Consider the following 16,379-nt stretch of genomic DNA (forward strand, 5'->3'; position numbering starts at 1 on the left):
TCATAGCCACCACCCAACGTAGAATCGCCAGGCGTTCTGCGCCTGGCGGCGGCGTTACCGTTCCATCCCCTCGGACTGCGACGTCGCCTTGCGCAGAGAGCGCAAACGCTCAATGGGTTTGATCCCGGTTGTTTTCCAGCGTTTCTAGCAAGGCGATTTGCATGCGGGTATGCACCCGGATGAACCATCGCCACAGCAAGGCCACCACCACCGCTGCCACGATTGCGATGACCAGCAGCAACTCGTTGGTCGGCAGGATGCTCGCCGAAAGCGCCGACAGCAGCAGGAAGATCACCAGCAGCGACAGCAACGGAATCACCTCGGCAATTACCCGACGGACACGTTGAGTGTGCCGTCCGGCCATCTCCGGCTTCACGCTCATCTCCGCCAACAGCATCGATAGCGCCTTGAGCTTGCGATAGGCGGCAATCAGGAAAGGCAGCGACAACAACAAGGCGGCCCCCCAGATCAGCGCCTTCTGCTGGCTGACATCGCTGACCCATTCGCTCAACCAGTTGCCAATGCGCGCGGCAAAGTAACCACCGCTAAAGAAAATCGCGATGACCAGCGCCAGGTTGACGCCCACCTGCATCAGGATACGCCGGATCATCGCCGCGACCATCGCACCCTCGCCGTGGGGCTGAATGCTGCGCAGCCACTCCCCGTATAACGACAGCACCCGCGCCAGGCGTCCGGGCACCACCTTGCCAAGCTTGAGCGAGAGCGGATCGGCAGCGCGAATCAGATAAGGCGTGAGCAAAGTGGTGATGGCCGACACGGCCACAGCCACCGGATAAAGAAAATCGCTGGTGACCTGCAAGGTCATGCCCAAGGCAGCGATGATGAAGGAAAACTCGCCAATCTGTGAAAGCCCCATGCCAACACGCAGCGAAGTGCGTCCATCATTGCCGGCGATGAATGCCCCCATGCCGCACGACAGCATCTTGCCCAGTACCACCGCCAGGGTGATCACTGCAATCGGCCAGGCGTAGTCGAGCAACACCCGCGGGTCGATCATCAGGCCGATGGCAACGAAGAAGATGGCGCTGAACAGGTCGCGTACGGGCTCGATCAGACGTTCGATCTTCAGCAACTGCCTGGATTCGGCCATGATCGCGCCGATCAGGAACGCACCCAGGACCATGCTGTATTCGAGCTTGACCACCAACAGACAAAAACCGAAGCACAGCCCCAGTACAGTGATCAGGAGCATCTCGTTGCTTTCGAACCTCGCCACATAGGCCAACAGCCTTGGCACCAGCAGGATGCCGATCACCAGTGCAACGATCATGAACAGCGACAATTTGCCGACCGTGGAAAACACTTCGCCGGAACTGACCGTGCCGCTGACGGCGATACCCGACAACAGGGCGATGATCCCGATGCCAAGGATATCCTCGACGATCAGCACGCCGAAGATCAGCTGGGCAAAGCGCTCGTTCTTCATCTTCAGGTCATTGAGCGCCTTGACGATGATGGTGGTCGAGGAGATCGCCAGGATCGCCCCAAGGAACAGCGAGTCCATGGTGCTCCAGCCGAACCAGCGGCCGATCTCGAAACCGATCCAGATCATCAGGACGATTTCCAGGAAGGCGGCGATGAACGCAGTGGCGCCGACCTTGAACAGCTTGCGCAGGCTGAATTCCAGGCCCAGGCAGAACATCAGGAAGATCACCCCCAGCTCAGCCAGGGTCTTGATGGTGTCCTCATCGTGGATCAGGCCAAAGGGTGGTGTGTGAGGCCCAATGATGAAGCCTGCGACGATGTAGCCCAGCACCACCGGCTGCTTGAAACGGTGGAAGAGAATGGTAACCACCCCGGCGACCAGCATGATCACGGCCAAATCCTGGATGAAACTGATGGCATGCATGGCGAGGTACTCCTTTTCTCGTTGCTCGGGCAGACCGCTCCTCTGCCAAGGCAAACCCAAGCGAGCAGCACGTACATACTGTGTTCAAAGCAGGAAGGCCCATGTTGCATGGGCTCGCTCAGGTTAACATCGCGCCTTCGCATGAATAGCCGATGCAATATGTAGAAACAGATCGGCGATTTTGCTGCCAGAGATGGCATGATCCGCGTGACGGAAGCACGTCAGGCGACGTCCCGTACCAGGATGGGGAAACCCTATGAGGGGGAAACAGAAGTGTCCGCAGATACCAGCCCCGTTTCAGCGCAACCAACCCGTGAGCACACTATGGAACCTGGAAACGCCCAGCTGACGATGACCGTCCTGATGACCCCGGACATGGCCAACTTTTCCGGCAACGTCCATGGCGGCACCCTGCTCAAGTACCTCGACGAGGTGGCCTATGCCTGCGCCAGCCGCTATGCCGGCACCTATGTGGTCACCCTGTCGGTGGACCAGGTGATCTTCCGAGAGCCTGTACATGTCGGCGAACTGGTGACCTTCCTCGCCTCGGTCAACTACACCGGCAATACGTCCATGGAAGTGGGCATCAAGGTCGTGACCGAAAACATCCGCGAGCGCTCCGTGCGGCACTCCAACAGCTGTTTCTTCACCATGGTTGCGGTCGACGACAATCGCCGTCCGGTGCAGGTCCCGCCACGCCAGCCCCAGAGCAGCGAAGAGAAGCGGCGTTTCCTGCAGGGCCAGCAGCGTCGACAGATCCGCCAGGAACTGGAACAGCGCTACCAGAACCTCAAGACCGATTCGATCTAGACGTCAAGCAACCAGCAGGGCTGCACAGCGGCCCTGTCATGGGCCTAGATCGCCAACCGCTGCGCCTCGAAGCGCACACGCGGATGGGCGATGCGGTCTTGGGCCCTGATCGGTTGCAGCTCGTAGCTCGCGCAGGCCTGGGTCTCCAGCAGCACTTCATGCACGGCCGCAGCGGTGAACTCGAACGCCTGGACCCAGCTGTCCCCGAGCAACACGCGGGCCAAGAACAGGCCGGAGGTCAGGTCACCCACCCCTACCGGCTGACGTGGGAAGGCCAGCAATGGTCGGCGCAGATGCCAGCTGTATTCTCGGGTCACCAGCAGCATTTCAAAGGCGTCCTCGGCGCGCCCCGGATAGGACAGATGCTTGACCAGTACCACCTGGGGACCGCGCTCAAGCAGGCCGCGCGCCATGGCCACGCAATCATCCAGGGACTCGGCCCGACGACCACAGAAGCTGTCCAGTTCAAGCTGGTTGGGGCACAGGATATCCGCCACTGAGGCGGCTTCCTCCAAGAGAAACTCACTGACTTCGACCGGCACGATGCAGCCTTTTTCCGCATGCCCCATGACCGGATCGCACAAGTACAACGCCTTGGGGTTCACCGCCTTGATCCGCTGGACACCCGCCAGGATCGCCCGGCCCTGCTCGGCGCTGCCCAGGTAACCGGAAAGCACCGCGTCGCAATGGCCCAGCTCGCCGATGTTGGAAATGCCTTCCACCAGCGCAGGAATTTGCGCCGGAGCGAGCACTTCACCGGCCCACTGTCCATACTGGGTATGGTTGGAGAACTGCACGGTGTTCAGCGGCCAGACATTGACCCCGACCCGCTGCATGGGAAACACCGCAGCGCTGTTTCCGGCGTGGCCGAAGACCACGTGGGACTGGATAGCAAGCAGATGCGGTGTACGTTTCATGTGGGAAATTCCAAAGCTGTTTCAGTAGATGTGCGCCGCGCAGTATGAACCCGTTTGCCACCTGTACGACAGGCCAGGGACACAGTTAAGCTGGATCTACCGTTTTGGAGCATATGCAAATGTTGACCCTGGAGAACCTCTTCGTCCTGATGGTACTGGCGACCGCCGGTGCCTGGTTGTGGCACAACCATGGGCTGCGCGAAAAGGCCCTTGAACGGGTCAAGCAGCATTGCACCAAGCTTGACCTTCAACTGCTCGACGATAACGTTGCCCTCAAGCGCATCGCCTTCGTGCGCGATGCCAATGGCCGCAAGCGCCTGGCGCGTGTCTATGGGTTCGAGTTCACCGTGACCGGCGAGCAACGCCACCCTGGGACAGTGACGCAGTTCGGTGCCCACACCCTGCAGATCGAACTGGCGCCCTATCCATTTGAAATCAAGGTTCCGCCGAAGGCAGACAACGTCATCGAGATGCAGCAGTGGCGCCAGGAACATAACCGCTGGCGCAACTGATCAGGTCTCCAGGCGGCAAGCGACCAAGGCTTCCTGGAGGGTGTCCAGCAGCTGCGGCTGATCGAAGATCAACTCCAGACGTGAATCCTTGCGCCATTCGCTCGGCTGCCAAGCCAGTGCCTCGCCTTCCAGGCCATTGAAGGACTGCCAGCCGGCGTCGCTGTGGATAACACCTTTTGCGCGGCGCCACGGCCAGCTTTCAAGCATTGCGAGCAAACGCGTCGCGTCGAAACGCTGCGAGGGGTGCCAGCGCCAGCCAACACTCCAGCCACCCTCGCCTTGCTGGGCGAGACAGATTGGCTGGCGAGAATCTGTCCACAGGGCGCCAGCAGGGTTCGAAGGGGTCTCCCTGGGTAGTTTGTCCACAGCCTCGAGAGGGCTCGTTGTGCCAGACGTGACGGGCAAAAGGTCCACCGACAATCGCCCATGATCGGTCCAAAGCCTCGGCAACTCGGGGAACTGTGCAGTTATCAACAGGCGCTGGGTGTCATCCAAAGCCCCAGCCTTGTTGAAAACCAGCAATGCAGCCTCGGGCAAGGCTTGCCGTTGCGCGTCAGGCAGCGGTTCACCACGGGCCAGAGCCTGTGCGTCCAGCACCATCACCAACGGCTGTACGGCCAGTACACCCACCCAGGGCGCCCGACCCAACTGGGCCAGCAAAGACTGAGGATGGCCCAGACCGGACGGCTCGATGAACACCCGATCAGGCCGAGCCTTGCGCAACAAGCGGCCCAAGCCGACCTGGAACGGCATGCCATTGACGCAGCACAGGCAGCCGCCGGCCACCTCGCCAATAGCGATGCCATTCTCGTCCCGACTCAGCAGCGCCGCATCCAGGCCAATCTGCCCAAACTCGTTGACCAATACGGCCCAGCGCTCACCTGACGGGCGCTGAGCCAACAGCTGATGTATCAGGCTGGTCTTGCCGGCGCCCAATGGGCCTGCGATCACGTGGGTCGGGATGTTCTGGAGCATGGGCCATACCTTGGAAATAGCCTCCAACTATGCGCCCTCGTTGCTATCAGTCAAGCCGCCGAAAGTTATCCACACCTTCACGCTGCTTCGTCATACCAAGGCCCGAACGGATCGGGAAGACGCAGCCATGCCATCTCCCCTTGCGCCCATTCCTCGTCGGTCAGCAGACATGCATCCAGTTCGGTGGATAGCTGTGCGAAGTCGATATTCTGACCAATGAACACCAATTCCTGCCGGCAATCGCCACATTCTTGCGTCCACTGCTTGAGGATCGCCTGGGTGCTCTCGGAGTCCTGCGGCCATTGCTCCTGCGGTACAAAGCGCCACCAGCGACCGGCGAACCCATGGCGCATCATGCCGCCTGCCTGGGACCAGCTGCCCGCCTCCTGGAACTTGCTGGCCAGCCAGAAGAACCCCTTCGAACGTAGCAACCTGCCGTTGCTCCAGGGCTTGTGGATAAAATCGTGGAAGCGTTGCGGATGCAACGGGCGACGGGCCTGCCACGTCCCTGCGGCGATCCCGTACTCTTGCGTTTCCGGCACGTGCTCGCCACGCATCTCCTGCAACCAGCCAGGTGCTTGGGCCGCTTGCTCGAAGTCAAAAAGGCCAGTATCGAGAATACGTGCCAGCGGCACCTGGCCCATGACCATCGGCACGATCTGCGCCCGTGCGTTGAGGCTGCGCAGGATGGCCGTGAGTTCGTCTCGCTCATGCTGGCTGACCAAGTCGATCTTGCTCAGCAGCAGTATGTCGGCGAACTCCACCTGTTCGATCAACAGATCGCTGATAGATCGCTCGTCGTTTTCACCCAAGGATTCACCGCGGCTGGCCAGGCTGTCGGCTGCCTGGTAGTCACGCAGAAAATTGAGCGCATCGACCACCGTGACCATGGTGTCCAGGCGTGCCATGTCCGACAGGCTTCGACCCTGTTCGTCACGGAAGGTGAACGTCTCGGCGACCGGCAACGGTTCGGAAATGCCGGTGGACTCGATCAGCAGGTAATCGAAACGACCCTCGCTCGCCAGCCGCGCGACCTCCTCGAGCAAATCTTCCCTCAGCGTGCAGCAGATGCAGCCATTGCTCATCTCCACCAGCTTTTCTTCCGCCCGGTTCAGGCTGACATTGCGCTGCACCTCGCTCGCATCGATGTTGATATCGCTCATGTCGTTGACGATCACGGCGACGCGCAGGTCTTCGCGATTGCGCAGCACATGGTTGAGCAAAGTGCTTTTGCCAGCTCCCAAAAAGCCGGAAAGCACAGTTACAGGTAAACGGTTAGGCATTGGTCGTACCTCGACAGGCAAGCGCATTCGAAACGATGCATTGCGCATTGTTATAATATAACAATAGAATTTCGCCAAGCCGCGTTTGTCGATCCTTGCCAGAGAACCCATGATGACCAGCTTGACGCTTCCCGACATCGCCACACAGTCCCTACCCGAGGCCGTCCCCCTGGAGTGGGTTGGTATGTGTGGAATCGCCGTGCCGTTGCAATTTGAAGGACGCACCCTCAATGCCCAAGCCGACGCGGGCGTCAATCTTGAAGACGGCGCCGCCCGAGGCATTCACATGTCGCGGCTTTACTTGGCGTTGGAAGCCTTGGAAAACACCGAGCTCAGTCCGCTGCTACTCCGTCGGCTGCTGGCGAGTTTCCTCGATACCCACGTCGGGCTCTCTTCAAAGGCGCAGGTGAGTTTGCGCTTCGAGCATTTGCTGAAAAGACCTGCCTTGGTCAGCCCCTTGGCTGGCTGGAAAAGCTATCCCGTCTCCTTGGATGCTACGACGGACAATGAAATGTTCCACGTGGAACTCTCGGTGGTAATTCCTTACTCCTCCACCTGCCCCTGCTCCGCAGCGCTCGCCCGACAGCTGATTCAGCAGCAGTTCCTCAAGGACTTTCCAAAGCAGGTACCCGATCAATCGACCTTACTGGAATGGCTCGGCAGCAATCAGGGCATCGTCGCCACGCCCCATAGTCAGCGCAGCGAGGCCCAGGTCCGAGTACGACTGCGAGAGAACCTGCAGCACTTGCCGCTCTGCGAGTTGATCGACACGCTGGAGCGTGCCTTGGGTACGGCGGTACAAACAGCGGTAAAGCGCGCAGACGAACAGGCGTTCGCCTTGGCCAATGGACAGAACCTGATGTTCTGTGAGGATGCCGCCAGGCGTTTGCACCAGGCGCTGAGGCAAGTGCGGTGGGTAGAGGGGTTCAGCCTGCGGGTGGAACATGCAGAGAGTCTGCATGCCCACGACGCAGTGGCGATCAGTCGCTATCGGTTTTGAAGCCTCAACTGCGAGGTTTCACCGAACCGCAGTCGTTACCCAGCCAGACCGCCTTGGTGTTCATGCTGCCCTGTTGCTGAACGCCTGAAGCGTTGAACGTGCCACTGACCTGGGTATGAAACTCCCGGTCACTGAGGAAGGTCGCCTGCCCGGTGCCTTGGGCACGAGGGCAACTGAACTGGAATTTCCATACATTGCCTGTACGGTCGGTGATCTTCTGCGTACAGCCGGACTGAGGGTCCTGCAGCGGAATGTCATTGGTCCGGACCTGCTCTGGCGTCAGGCAGGAGCGCACGCCCTTACCACCCACGGTGATGCCCTGCTTGGCCAGCATGCCTTCCATCATGGCGCGTTGCTCAGGTGGCAGGTTCTTCAATTGCCCGAGCATGAATTCCATGTCCGGTAATGGCTTGCCATCGACCTGCATATTGCTGGTGGTCAGCTCCCACAAGCCCGGTTGCAACATCTGCGCATGTACCAGTGGTGCGCTCAGGCCCAAGGCCAGCGCCAGCAGTGGCAGACGAATCTTCATGGATCAATGCTCCTCGATAGTACGGCCTCTGCCGATTGAGCCTTAGACGTCATTTCCGCTTCCGGGTTGCAAGGCGGGACAGGAACATGCTCTGTTATCGTCAGGCTCTCAGCAAGCAGGATGCATATGGATTTCCACAGCCCCTATTTCTTCGGCTATGTGCTTGGCCTGATTCATCTGCTAGGCATCATCGCCGCGCTGCATGCGGTGTTCACCGTGCGCACCGCCCAGGGTGCCATCGCTTGGGCGATGTCCTTGTTCTTCATCCCTTACTTCACGCTGATTCCCTACCTGGTGTTTGGGGCCCGCTCCTTCTATGCCTACATCCAAGCCAGACGCCAGGCCAATCAGGAAATGCACGTCGCCATGGCCAATCTCAACTGGCGGCCTTGGGTGGAGGAAGCGCTGACAGCCCGGGAGTCGGAAAGCTATGCCGCCCTGCGGGCAATGCCGAAACTCGGGCGCATGCCGTGCCTGGCCAACAACGAAGTGAAACTGCTGATCAATGGCCAGGCCACCTTCGACGCCATCTTCGCAGCCATTGCCGAAGCCCGGCAGGCCGTGCTGGTGCAGTTCTTCATCATCCATGACGACGACATCGGCAAGAAACTGCAGCAACTGTTGCTGCGCAAGGCGGCAGAAGGTGTGCAGGTATTCGTGCTGTATGACCGGGTGGGGAGCCATGCATTGCCGGCCAGCTATAGCCAGACCCTGCGGGAGGGAGGCGTGAAGATCCACGCCTTTGCCACACGCCGTGGGTGGTTCAACCGCTTCCAGGTGAACTTCCGCAACCACCGCAAGATCGTCGTCGTCGATGGCCTGCTGGGGTTCCTCGGCGGGCATAACGTGGGGGACGAGTACCTCGGCGGCCACCCTCGCCTGTCGCCTTGGCGTGATACCCACGTTCAGGTCAGCGGCCCAGTGCTTGCCTGCTTGCAGGAGTCCTTCGCCGAAGACTGGTATTGGGCCGCTCGCCAGTTGCCGCCGTTGATCCTGCCCGACACCTATCCGGATAACGGTGTGCTCTGCCAGGCATTGGCCAGCGGTCCGGCAGACCCGCAGGAAACCTGCGCGCTGTTCTTCCTTGAAGCCATCCACTCGGCTACTCAGCGCGTGTGGATCACTAGCCCGTACCTCATTCCAGATGAGGCGATCTTCGCCGCCCTGCGCTTAGCGGTGTTGCGCGGCGTGGATGTGCGTATCCTCATTCCTTCACGGCCGGATCACCGCATTGTCTACGCAGCGTCCAGTCTGTTCGCCTTCGAAGCGGTGCGGGCCGGAGTGAGGATGTTCCGTTATCAGCCAGGGTTCCTGCACCAGAAGGTGGTGCTGGTCGATGACGAGGTGAGTGCGATCGGCAGTGCCAACCTGGACAACCGTTCGTTCCGTCTGAACTTCGAGATTACCTTGCTGACCGTCGACCGTGCCTTTGCCGACCAGGTCGAGTCGATGCTGCTCGATGACTTTGCCCAAGCCCGGGAGATCACTGCCGAAGACAGCCGCGATACGCATCGCCTGCAACAACTTGGGATGCGTATCGCCCGGCTGATTTCTCCGATCCTGTGAGTCAGCGGTAGAGGTCCTCGCGGGTCCAGGGCAGGTCATGGTGCCCATCGGCGTAGGGCTTCACTGCCAGGATCTGGTGCAGGTTGATCCAGCCCTTGGAGAAGGCATAGGCGCATCCGGCCAGGTACAGGCGCCAGATGCGCAGAGTCTTCTCTGGCACCAGGGTGGCGGCTTTATGCAGTTGGTTCTCGAGGTTTTCGCTCCAGTGATTGAGCGTCTTGGCGTAGTGCAGGCGCAGGCTTTCCACGTCCACCACTTCCAGTCCGGCCTCACAGATGTTGGCCGTGATCATCGAGAGGTGCGGCAATTCGCCGTGGGGGAAGACATAGCGGTCGATGAACTCGCCCGCGCCTCGCCCGACTGGCCGGCCATCCACGTGTTTGGCCGTGATGCCATGATTCATCACCAGACCGCCTTCACGCACGGCGCCGAACAGCTTCTGGCAATACAGCGCCAGGTTGGCGTGGCCGACGTGTTCGAACATACCGACACTCACCACCTTGTCGAAGCGTCCGTCCTGAGGCAGGTCGCGATAGTCCAGGATTTGCAGGTCGACCTGATCGCTCAGCCCCTCCTTCTTGACCCGATCACGACCTAGCTTGAGCTGCTCCTTGCTCAGGGTGATGCCGAACACCTTGGCGCCATACTCACGCGCGGCGAAACGCGCCAGCCCACCCCAGCCGCAACCCACATCCAGCAAGTAGTCCCCAGCCTGCAGGCGCAACTTGCGGCACAGGTGATCGAACTTGTTCTGCTGGGCTTCGTCGAGGGTGTTGTCCGGTTCGCGGAAGTACGCGCAGGAGTAGGCCATGTCCTGGTCGAGCCACAGCTGGTAGAACTCATTGGACAGGTCATAGTGGTAGGAAATGGCTTCGGCGTCGGTAGCTTTGTCATGCGCGATACGCTCTGGCGATACTTCTTCCTCGTCTTGGAGCAGAGCTTCGCTGAGCTCGTCGCAGACGCGGATGACTTCCCCGATATCGCCTTCCAGTTCCAGCTTGCCTTCGACGAAGGCGACACCCAGTTCGTCCAAGCTCGGGTGGGTCAGCTGACTGATCAGCTGAGGCTCCTTGACCAGGATGGTGACCTGTGGGCTTGGCCCTAGGTCGAACTGGTTGCCATCCCACAGCTTCAGACGCAAAGGCAAGTGCAGGCTCTGCAACGCAGGTGGAAGTTGCGCAAGCATGAATTTCCCTCCCTTCATGTGTACCGGACGCCTCATCTCATATTTGGGACGTCACCGGGGCAAGGGTAGTTCATTCACCGGAAGTTTCCGTTTATCAAGACCATGGTCTAGAGCCATTCAGTACGAATTGCTCTCAAGATTGTATACAACCTTGATTTCGCAGACTAATCTTGTGGCCCTCTGCGCTTCTTCACTCCTGGAGTAAAACCCATGAAATCCTATGATGTGGTGATCATCGGCGGTGGCCCCGGCGGCTACAACGCAGCGATCCGCGCCGGCCAGCTGGGCATGAGCGTCGCCTGCGTCGAGGGCCGCTCGACCCTCGGTGGTACCTGCCTTAACGTTGGCTGCATGCCATCGAAAGCCTTGCTTCACGCCTCGGAGCTCTACGAGGCCGCCAGCGGCGAGGAATTCGCCCATCTGGGTATCGAGGTCAAGCCAACGCTGAACCTGGCCCAGATGATGAAGCAGAAGGACGAAAGCGTGACCGGCCTGACCAAGGGCATCGAGTACCTGTTCCGCAAGAACAAGGTCGACTGGGTCAAAGGCTGGGGCCGTCTTGACGGCGTGGGCAAGGTGATTGTGAAGGCCGAGGACGGCAGCGAAACCACCCTGCAAGCCAAGGACATCGTCATCGCCACGGGCTCCGAACCGACTCCGCTGCCAGGCGTGACCATCGACAATAAACGCATCATCGACTCCACCGGCGCCTTGTCCTTGCCCCAGGTACCCAAGCATCTGGTGGTGATCGGCGCAGGCGTGATCGGCCTGGAGCTGGGCTCGGTCTGGCGTCGACTGGGCGCCGAGGTGACGGTCATCGAGTACCTCGACCGCATCTGCCCTGGCACCGACGAAGAGACCGCCAAGACCCTGCAAAAGGCCCTGGCCAAACAAGGCATGACCTTCAAGCTCGGCAGCAAGGTGACCCAGGCCACGCCATCCGCCGACAGCGTCAGCCTGACCCTCGAACCCGCCGCTGGCGGCGCAGCCGAAACCCTGCAAGCCGACTACGTGCTGGTGGCCATCGGCCGTCGTCCATACACCCAGGGCTTGAACCTGGAAAGTGCAGGCCTTGTCACCGACAAGCGCGGCATGCTGGCCAACGATCACCATCGCTCCTCGGTACCCGGCATCTGGGTGATCGGCGATGTCACCTCCGGCCCGATGCTCGCGCACAAGGCCGAAGACGAAGCGGTGTCGTGCATCGAGCGTATCGCCGGCAAGGCCCATGAGGTCAACTACAACCTGATCCCAGGTGTCATCTACACCCGTCCGGAGCTGGCCAGCGTCGGCAAGACCGAAGAGCAGCTCAAGGCCGAAGGCCGCGCCTACAAGGTGGGCAAGTTCCCCTTCACCGCCAACAGCCGCGCCAAGATCAACCACGAGACCGAAGGCTTCGCCAAGGTCATCGCCGACGCCAATACCGATGAAGTGCTCGGCGTGCATCTGGTCGGTCCAAGCGTGAGCGAAATGATCGGCGAGTTCTGCGTAGCCATGGAGTTCTCGGCCTCGGCTGAAGACATCGCCCTCACCTGCCACCCGCACCCGACCCGCTCCGAGGCCTTGCGTCAGGCAGCGATGAATGTCGATGGCATGGCGATGCAGATCTGACGACACGCACAGCGCATCGAGAAAAAACCGAGCACGGGGCGAACATTACGGTTCGCCCCTTCTTCTAGGATGCTCAAAAAGCGACAGAACGGCGGTATTCAGAGGTCGCGACGACCTGGCCGCGCTTGAGCACCATCAGGCGCGCCGGCAGATCGAGAATCACATCACGAACCGACTGCGTGTCGATCAGTACCAGGTCGGCATCATTCCCCACCGCCAAGCCGTGGTTCTTCAATCCCAGCGCTTTGGCTGGGCTTGTAGTGAGCATCGCAAGCACGGTCGCCTGATCATCCGCGCCCCCCAGATGGCAGGCCGAAAGGGCAAGCTGTGCGATGTTCAACAGATCACCCGTACCATAAGGCGTGAATGCATTGCGGATGTTGTTGGTCGCCAGGCAGACATTCACGCCTGCGTCGCGCAATGCCCTTACCGGCGTCAGAGCGCGACGCACATTATGACTGTCACCGCGGGCGCCCAGGTGCAGGTCGGTCGCTGGCAGGCACATGACACTGATACCCGCCTGACGCAGCAGATCGATAATCGCAGCCTGTCTATCCGGGGGAACCGCTCCCAGGCTGGTCAGGTGTCCTACGCAGACACGACCTTGATACCCCTGCTCGATGGTCTTTCGCGCGAGGTACTCGATGGTCATGTTCTCGGCGTCATCGGCGAAGTCCTGGTGCAAGTCGATATCTTTGTCGTACTGCTTGGCCAGCTCGAACACGAAGTCGATGTGCTCCAGCGGCGAAACATCGTTATACGGAATTCCCCCGACGACATCGGCCCCCTTCTCCATGGCCTGGACCATCATTTCCTTCATCCCAGGCAGCTTCAAGATCCCTTCCTGGGGGAAGGCGACCACCTGGATATCAATGACGTCACGGAATCGCTCGCGCAGTTCCAGCACCACATCCAACCCCGTGAAACCTTGTGAAGGGTCGAATTCGGCATGCGCACGCACATGGGTGCTGCCCGCCTGCACCAATGCACGCAGTACCTGGGTCGAACGCTCCAGAATATCTTCGCGAGTCAGGGTAGGCTTGAGCTCGGCGGTGACAGCGATCGCTTCCTGCAAGGTGCCAGAGCGATTGGCCTTGCGATGCATCACGTTGGCTTTTTCAAGGTGCAGGTGCCCTTCGACGAACCCAGGAATCAGCACATTGCCGTTGCCCTGCACTTCCTGCGTCGCCTGGACGGCAATGGTCGGTGCAATCTGCGCGATCTTGCCATCCAGCACCGCCACATCTGTCAGTGGCAGACTGTCGTCGATGCGTACATTTCGAAAGATCAAATCCATGCGTGTCATTCCTCGTTCAAAGGCCCGGCCACCCTGCGGCAGCCGGGTCATTGACCTGTGACCGAATCAGAAAGGCTTGGTCGGCAGGTACTTGCCGTCCAGGGTGATCACCGCGCGGGAGCCACCTTCTGGATCGTCGACCTTCTTCACGTCCAGCTTGAAGTTGATGGCGCTGATGATGCCGTCGCCGAACTTCTCATGGACCAGTGCCTTCAGGGTGGTGCCGTACACCTGCAGCATCTCGTAGAAGCGATAGATGGTCGGGTCAGTGGGGACACGGTTTTCGATGCTGCCACGCAGCGGGATGGTCTGCAGCAGCGCCACGGCATCAGCGTCGAGGCCCAGCTTGTCACCGACAACCTGTGCAGCTTCCGCAGGCAGTGGGTGCTGACCCAGCAGCGCGGCGGTGACGAACGCTTCGGACAGGCCGGTACCGTCAGTGATCTGAGCGAAGGACAGATCCTTGCGAGCCTTGGACAACAGGATGACTTCGGTCAGGGCTACGCGGGCATTCTGGCTGACTTGGGACTGGATCATGGTGATATCTCCGTTTGGGGGATGAAAGGGGTTCACACAGCGCGCTGAAGCTGATGGGCGACAGCACGGACATTAGGGTTGCTGGCCAGGGGCACGAACTGGCCGGTACGGCCATCGAAGGCGTCGATGCAGCCGCTCTCGATGTCGTAGATCCAGCCATGCAGCGCGACACGGCCCTCCTCGAGGGCCAGGCGTACGGATGGGTGCGTCTGGATGTTGGCCAACTGGGCAATCACGTTCTCGCGCACCATGGCCTCGACCTTCGCCTGCGGGTCCTTGTGGTTACGCGCCTCGTTCACCACCCGGGCGGAGTCGGCATAGCGCAGCCAACCGGCCACGGCAGGCATGTGGTCCAGGCATTTGCAGGTGGCGATGGCCGTCATGGCGCCACAATCGGAGTGGCCGCAGATCACGATGTCCGATACCTGCAACGCGGCGACGGCATATTCCACCGAAGCCGACACGCCACCCGGCTCAGGGCCATAAGAAGGCACGATGTTGCCGGCGTTGCGGATGACGAACAGATCACCTGGCTCGCGCTGGGTAACCAGCTCCGGTACCAGCCGGCTGTCCGAGCAAGAGATGAACAACGCCCGCGGGCTTTGCTGGGTCGCCAGGTTCTTGAACAGGCCCACGCGCTCGGGGAAGGCGTCTCGCTGGAATTTCAGGAAACCGTCGATGATGTCTTTCATGGCTGACTCCTCAGGTCGCGATGCGATGAGGCAAAGGTTACGCAGCCCATTTCATAAGGTAAAAGTCTCATTTATGATGCACTGCATCAGATATTCTTATGAGAACGACCCATGCTGGCACGGCATATCCAGTACTTCTTGGCCGTCGCGCAACACCAGAGCTTCACGCGGGCCGCGACAGCCCTGCACGTCTCCCAGCCGGCCCTGTCCCAGCAGGTCCGGCAATTGGAGGAAAGCCTTGGTGCGCAGTTGTTCGATCGCTCAGGCCGCACGACGCGGCTGACCGATGCCGGGGAGGTCTATCTGCGTTATGCGCAACGGGCGCATCAGGAATTGCAGGAGGGCAAGCGCGCCATTCATGACGTGGGCGACTTGAGCCGAGGCTCGCTGCGAGTGGCCGTCACCCCGACCTTCACCACCTATCTGGTAGGCCCGCTCGTCGAGGCATTCCACGGCCGCTATCCGAACATCACCTTGAACGTGCGTGAAATCGCCCAGGAGTACATGGAAGAACTCCTGCTATCCGATGAGCTGGACGTCGGAATCGCGTTCGAAGAAGTGCACGCCCAAGACATCGACGCCTATCCGCTGCTGGTCGAAACCCTCGCCTTGGTGGTCGGCGCAAAGCATCCGCTGGCCGGGCAACACGCCATTGGACCAGAAGCCTTGAACGCCGAATCGCTGATCCTGCTCAGCAGCGAGTTCGCCACCCGCGAGCAGATCGACCGATACTGCCGCCAGCATGACATCCGCCCGCGTGTGCAAATGGAGGCCAATGCCATCAGCGCGGTCATCGAAGTGGTGCGCCGAACCACGCTGTCCACCCTGCTGCCCGCGACCATCGCCCTCGCCCACGACGAGCTGGTCGCCATCGAGCTGGACCCACTGCGACTCCAGCGCACCGCCGTGCTCATGCAGCGCAAGGGCGCGTATCAGAGCGCGGCGGCACGTGCGTTCATTGAAGTGGCCACCGAGGTCGCTGGCCACTTGGAGAAGCGCCCGGGCTAGAGAAGCGACCCTTCGCGAGCTGGCTGCTCGGTACATCGTCGCCCCACACATGCGGGAATATGATTCAGTCGCCAAAGGGTCGGTAGCATCGGTCCCATGGGGCGAAGACGGCTGATGCATCAAGGCCCTGCTGCTTGGTGACAGGTTCCTTTCCGTACGGCTTAGACGTAGCCTCTGACACTGGAATGACGCGTTCCCCGCGAGACAGGAGATCACTTGAGTGTCAGTAGAAAAATTATCATGAACAGACATTCCTCCTTGCCGCCTCTTAACGCGCTCAGGGTCTTCGAGGTGGTTACCCGCCATTTGAACTTCCGGCTGGCCGCCGAGGAGTTGGGAGTGACGCAGGCTGCTGTGGCGCAGCAAATTCGAGGGCTTGAGGCGATGCTCGAGCTGAAGCTGTTTGAATCGCCCCTGCTTTCCTAGACACTCTCCAAGCTCAGAAAATAGCGTTTCTCATACTCTACTGGCGACAGCTGCATAGCACTGCTGTGTCGACGTTTTGGGTTATAGAACATCTCGATGTAATCGAAAATATCACTTCGGGCTTCGTCACGCGTTGCGTAGATCTTTCGTCGGATTC

At 60.2% G+C, this 16,379-nt stretch carries 16 protein-coding genes and 1 pseudogene; 7 read left to right on the forward strand and 10 right to left on the reverse strand.

The annotated features are described in order from the left end of the window. Positions 1 to 109 precede the first annotated feature (109 nt). Positions 110 to 1,870 carry a cation:proton antiporter gene (locus DQ397_RS09805; RefSeq protein WP_043209985.1) on the reverse strand — a complete coding sequence of 587 codons (1,761 nt, stop codon included), beginning with the start codon at positions 1,868 to 1,870 and terminating at the stop codon, positions 110 to 112. A gap of 324 nt (positions 1,871 to 2,194) precedes the next feature. Between DQ397_RS09805 and DQ397_RS09810 the strand changes: the two genes are divergently transcribed. Further along, entirely contained in the window at positions 2,195 to 2,680 is a 486-nt protein-coding gene (locus DQ397_RS09810; protein WP_043209987.1) for an acyl-CoA thioesterase, read from the forward strand. A 44-nt stretch (positions 2,681 to 2,724) separates the two neighbouring features. Here DQ397_RS09810 and pdxY read toward each other — a convergent pair whose 3' ends face one another. Beyond that, positions 2,725 to 3,597 (reverse strand): pyridoxal kinase PdxY, encoded by an 873-nt coding sequence (gene pdxY / locus DQ397_RS09815; RefSeq protein WP_043209989.1) that lies wholly within the window; start codon positions 3,595 to 3,597, stop codon positions 2,725 to 2,727. Positions 3,598 to 3,716: 119 nt separating this feature from the next. On the opposite strand from pdxY, the gene DQ397_RS09820 reads away from it, so the two are divergent. Continuing rightward, positions 3,717 to 4,109, forward strand: a complete 393-nt coding sequence (locus DQ397_RS09820; RefSeq protein WP_043209992.1) for a DUF3301 domain-containing protein — start codon at positions 3,717 to 3,719, stop codon at positions 4,107 to 4,109. Here the strand turns inward: DQ397_RS09820 and DQ397_RS09825 are convergent, their stop codons facing one another. After that, complete coding sequence (locus DQ397_RS09825) at positions 4,110 to 5,084, reverse strand: GTP-binding protein (RefSeq protein WP_043209994.1); 975 nt, start codon at positions 5,082 to 5,084, stop codon at positions 4,110 to 4,112. A gap of 77 nt (positions 5,085 to 5,161) precedes the next feature. Beyond that, complete coding sequence (zigA, locus tag DQ397_RS09830; protein WP_043209996.1) at positions 5,162 to 6,367, reverse strand: zinc metallochaperone GTPase ZigA; 1,206 nt, start codon at positions 6,365 to 6,367, stop codon at positions 5,162 to 5,164. Positions 6,368 to 6,479: 112 nt separating this feature from the next. On the opposite strand from zigA, the gene folE2 reads away from it, so the two are divergent. Continuing rightward, positions 6,480 to 7,367 (forward strand): GTP cyclohydrolase FolE2, encoded by an 888-nt coding sequence (gene folE2, locus DQ397_RS09835; protein WP_043210025.1) that lies wholly within the window; start codon positions 6,480 to 6,482, stop codon positions 7,365 to 7,367. Between the two features lie 4 nt (positions 7,368 to 7,371). Here the strand turns inward: folE2 and DQ397_RS09840 are convergent, their stop codons facing one another. Beyond that, positions 7,372 to 7,899 (reverse strand): DUF3617 domain-containing protein, encoded by a 528-nt coding sequence (locus DQ397_RS09840; protein WP_043209997.1) that lies wholly within the window; start codon positions 7,897 to 7,899, stop codon positions 7,372 to 7,374. A gap of 126 nt (positions 7,900 to 8,025) precedes the next feature. Here DQ397_RS09840 and cls point away from each other — a divergent pair, with 126 nt between their 5' ends. Next, positions 8,026 to 9,465 carry a cardiolipin synthase gene (gene cls / locus DQ397_RS09845; RefSeq protein WP_043209999.1) on the forward strand — a complete coding sequence of 480 codons (1,440 nt, stop codon included), beginning with the start codon at positions 8,026 to 8,028 and terminating at the stop codon, positions 9,463 to 9,465. Between the two features lies 1 nt (position 9,466). On the opposite strand, the gene cfaB is transcribed toward cls, so the two are convergent. Next, positions 9,467 to 10,651 (reverse strand): C17 cyclopropane fatty acid synthase CfaB, encoded by a 1,185-nt coding sequence (gene cfaB / locus DQ397_RS09850; protein WP_043210002.1) that lies wholly within the window; start codon positions 10,649 to 10,651, stop codon positions 9,467 to 9,469. 210 nt (positions 10,652 to 10,861) lie between these two features. Between cfaB and lpdA the strand changes: the two genes are divergently transcribed. Then, positions 10,862 to 12,262 carry a dihydrolipoyl dehydrogenase gene (lpdA, locus tag DQ397_RS09855; RefSeq protein WP_043210005.1) on the forward strand — a complete coding sequence of 467 codons (1,401 nt, stop codon included), beginning with the start codon at positions 10,862 to 10,864 and terminating at the stop codon, positions 12,260 to 12,262. Between the two features lie 73 nt (positions 12,263 to 12,335). On the opposite strand, the gene DQ397_RS09860 is transcribed toward lpdA, so the two are convergent. From DQ397_RS09860 to DQ397_RS09870, 3 genes are all read right to left on the reverse strand, one after another. Then, on the reverse strand, positions 12,336 to 13,559 hold the full coding sequence (locus DQ397_RS09860; RefSeq protein WP_043210006.1) for an amidohydrolase family protein: 1,224 nt from the start codon (positions 13,557 to 13,559) through the stop codon (positions 12,336 to 12,338). Between the two features lie 66 nt (positions 13,560 to 13,625). Beyond that, positions 13,626 to 14,096 (reverse strand): cyanase, encoded by a 471-nt coding sequence (cynS, locus tag DQ397_RS09865; protein WP_043210009.1) that lies wholly within the window; start codon positions 14,094 to 14,096, stop codon positions 13,626 to 13,628. A gap of 32 nt (positions 14,097 to 14,128) precedes the next feature. Beyond that, on the reverse strand, positions 14,129 to 14,788 hold the full coding sequence (locus tag DQ397_RS09870) for a carbonic anhydrase (RefSeq protein ID WP_043210011.1): 660 nt from the start codon (positions 14,786 to 14,788) through the stop codon (positions 14,129 to 14,131). A gap of 111 nt (positions 14,789 to 14,899) precedes the next feature. Here DQ397_RS09870 and cynR point away from each other — a divergent pair, with 111 nt between their 5' ends. Further along, positions 14,900 to 15,796 (forward strand): transcriptional regulator CynR, encoded by an 897-nt coding sequence (gene cynR, locus DQ397_RS09875; RefSeq protein ID WP_043210014.1) that lies wholly within the window; start codon positions 14,900 to 14,902, stop codon positions 15,794 to 15,796. 240 nt (positions 15,797 to 16,036) lie between these two features. Next, positions 16,037 to 16,204, forward strand: a pseudogene (locus tag DQ397_RS09880) (LysR family transcriptional regulator); the annotation flags it as partial. 14 nt (positions 16,205 to 16,218) lie between these two features. Here the strand turns inward: DQ397_RS09880 and DQ397_RS09885 are convergent. Further along, a partial coding sequence (locus DQ397_RS09885; RefSeq protein ID WP_148921533.1) for an IS3 family transposase occupies positions 16,219 to 16,379 on the reverse strand: 161 nt, incomplete at its 5' end.

Origin of the sequence: Pseudomonas sp. CK-NBRI-02, from assembly GCF_008124495.1 — a bacterium.
Lineage (GTDB): Bacteria > Pseudomonadota > Gammaproteobacteria > Pseudomonadales > Pseudomonadaceae > Aquipseudomonas > Aquipseudomonas guariconensis.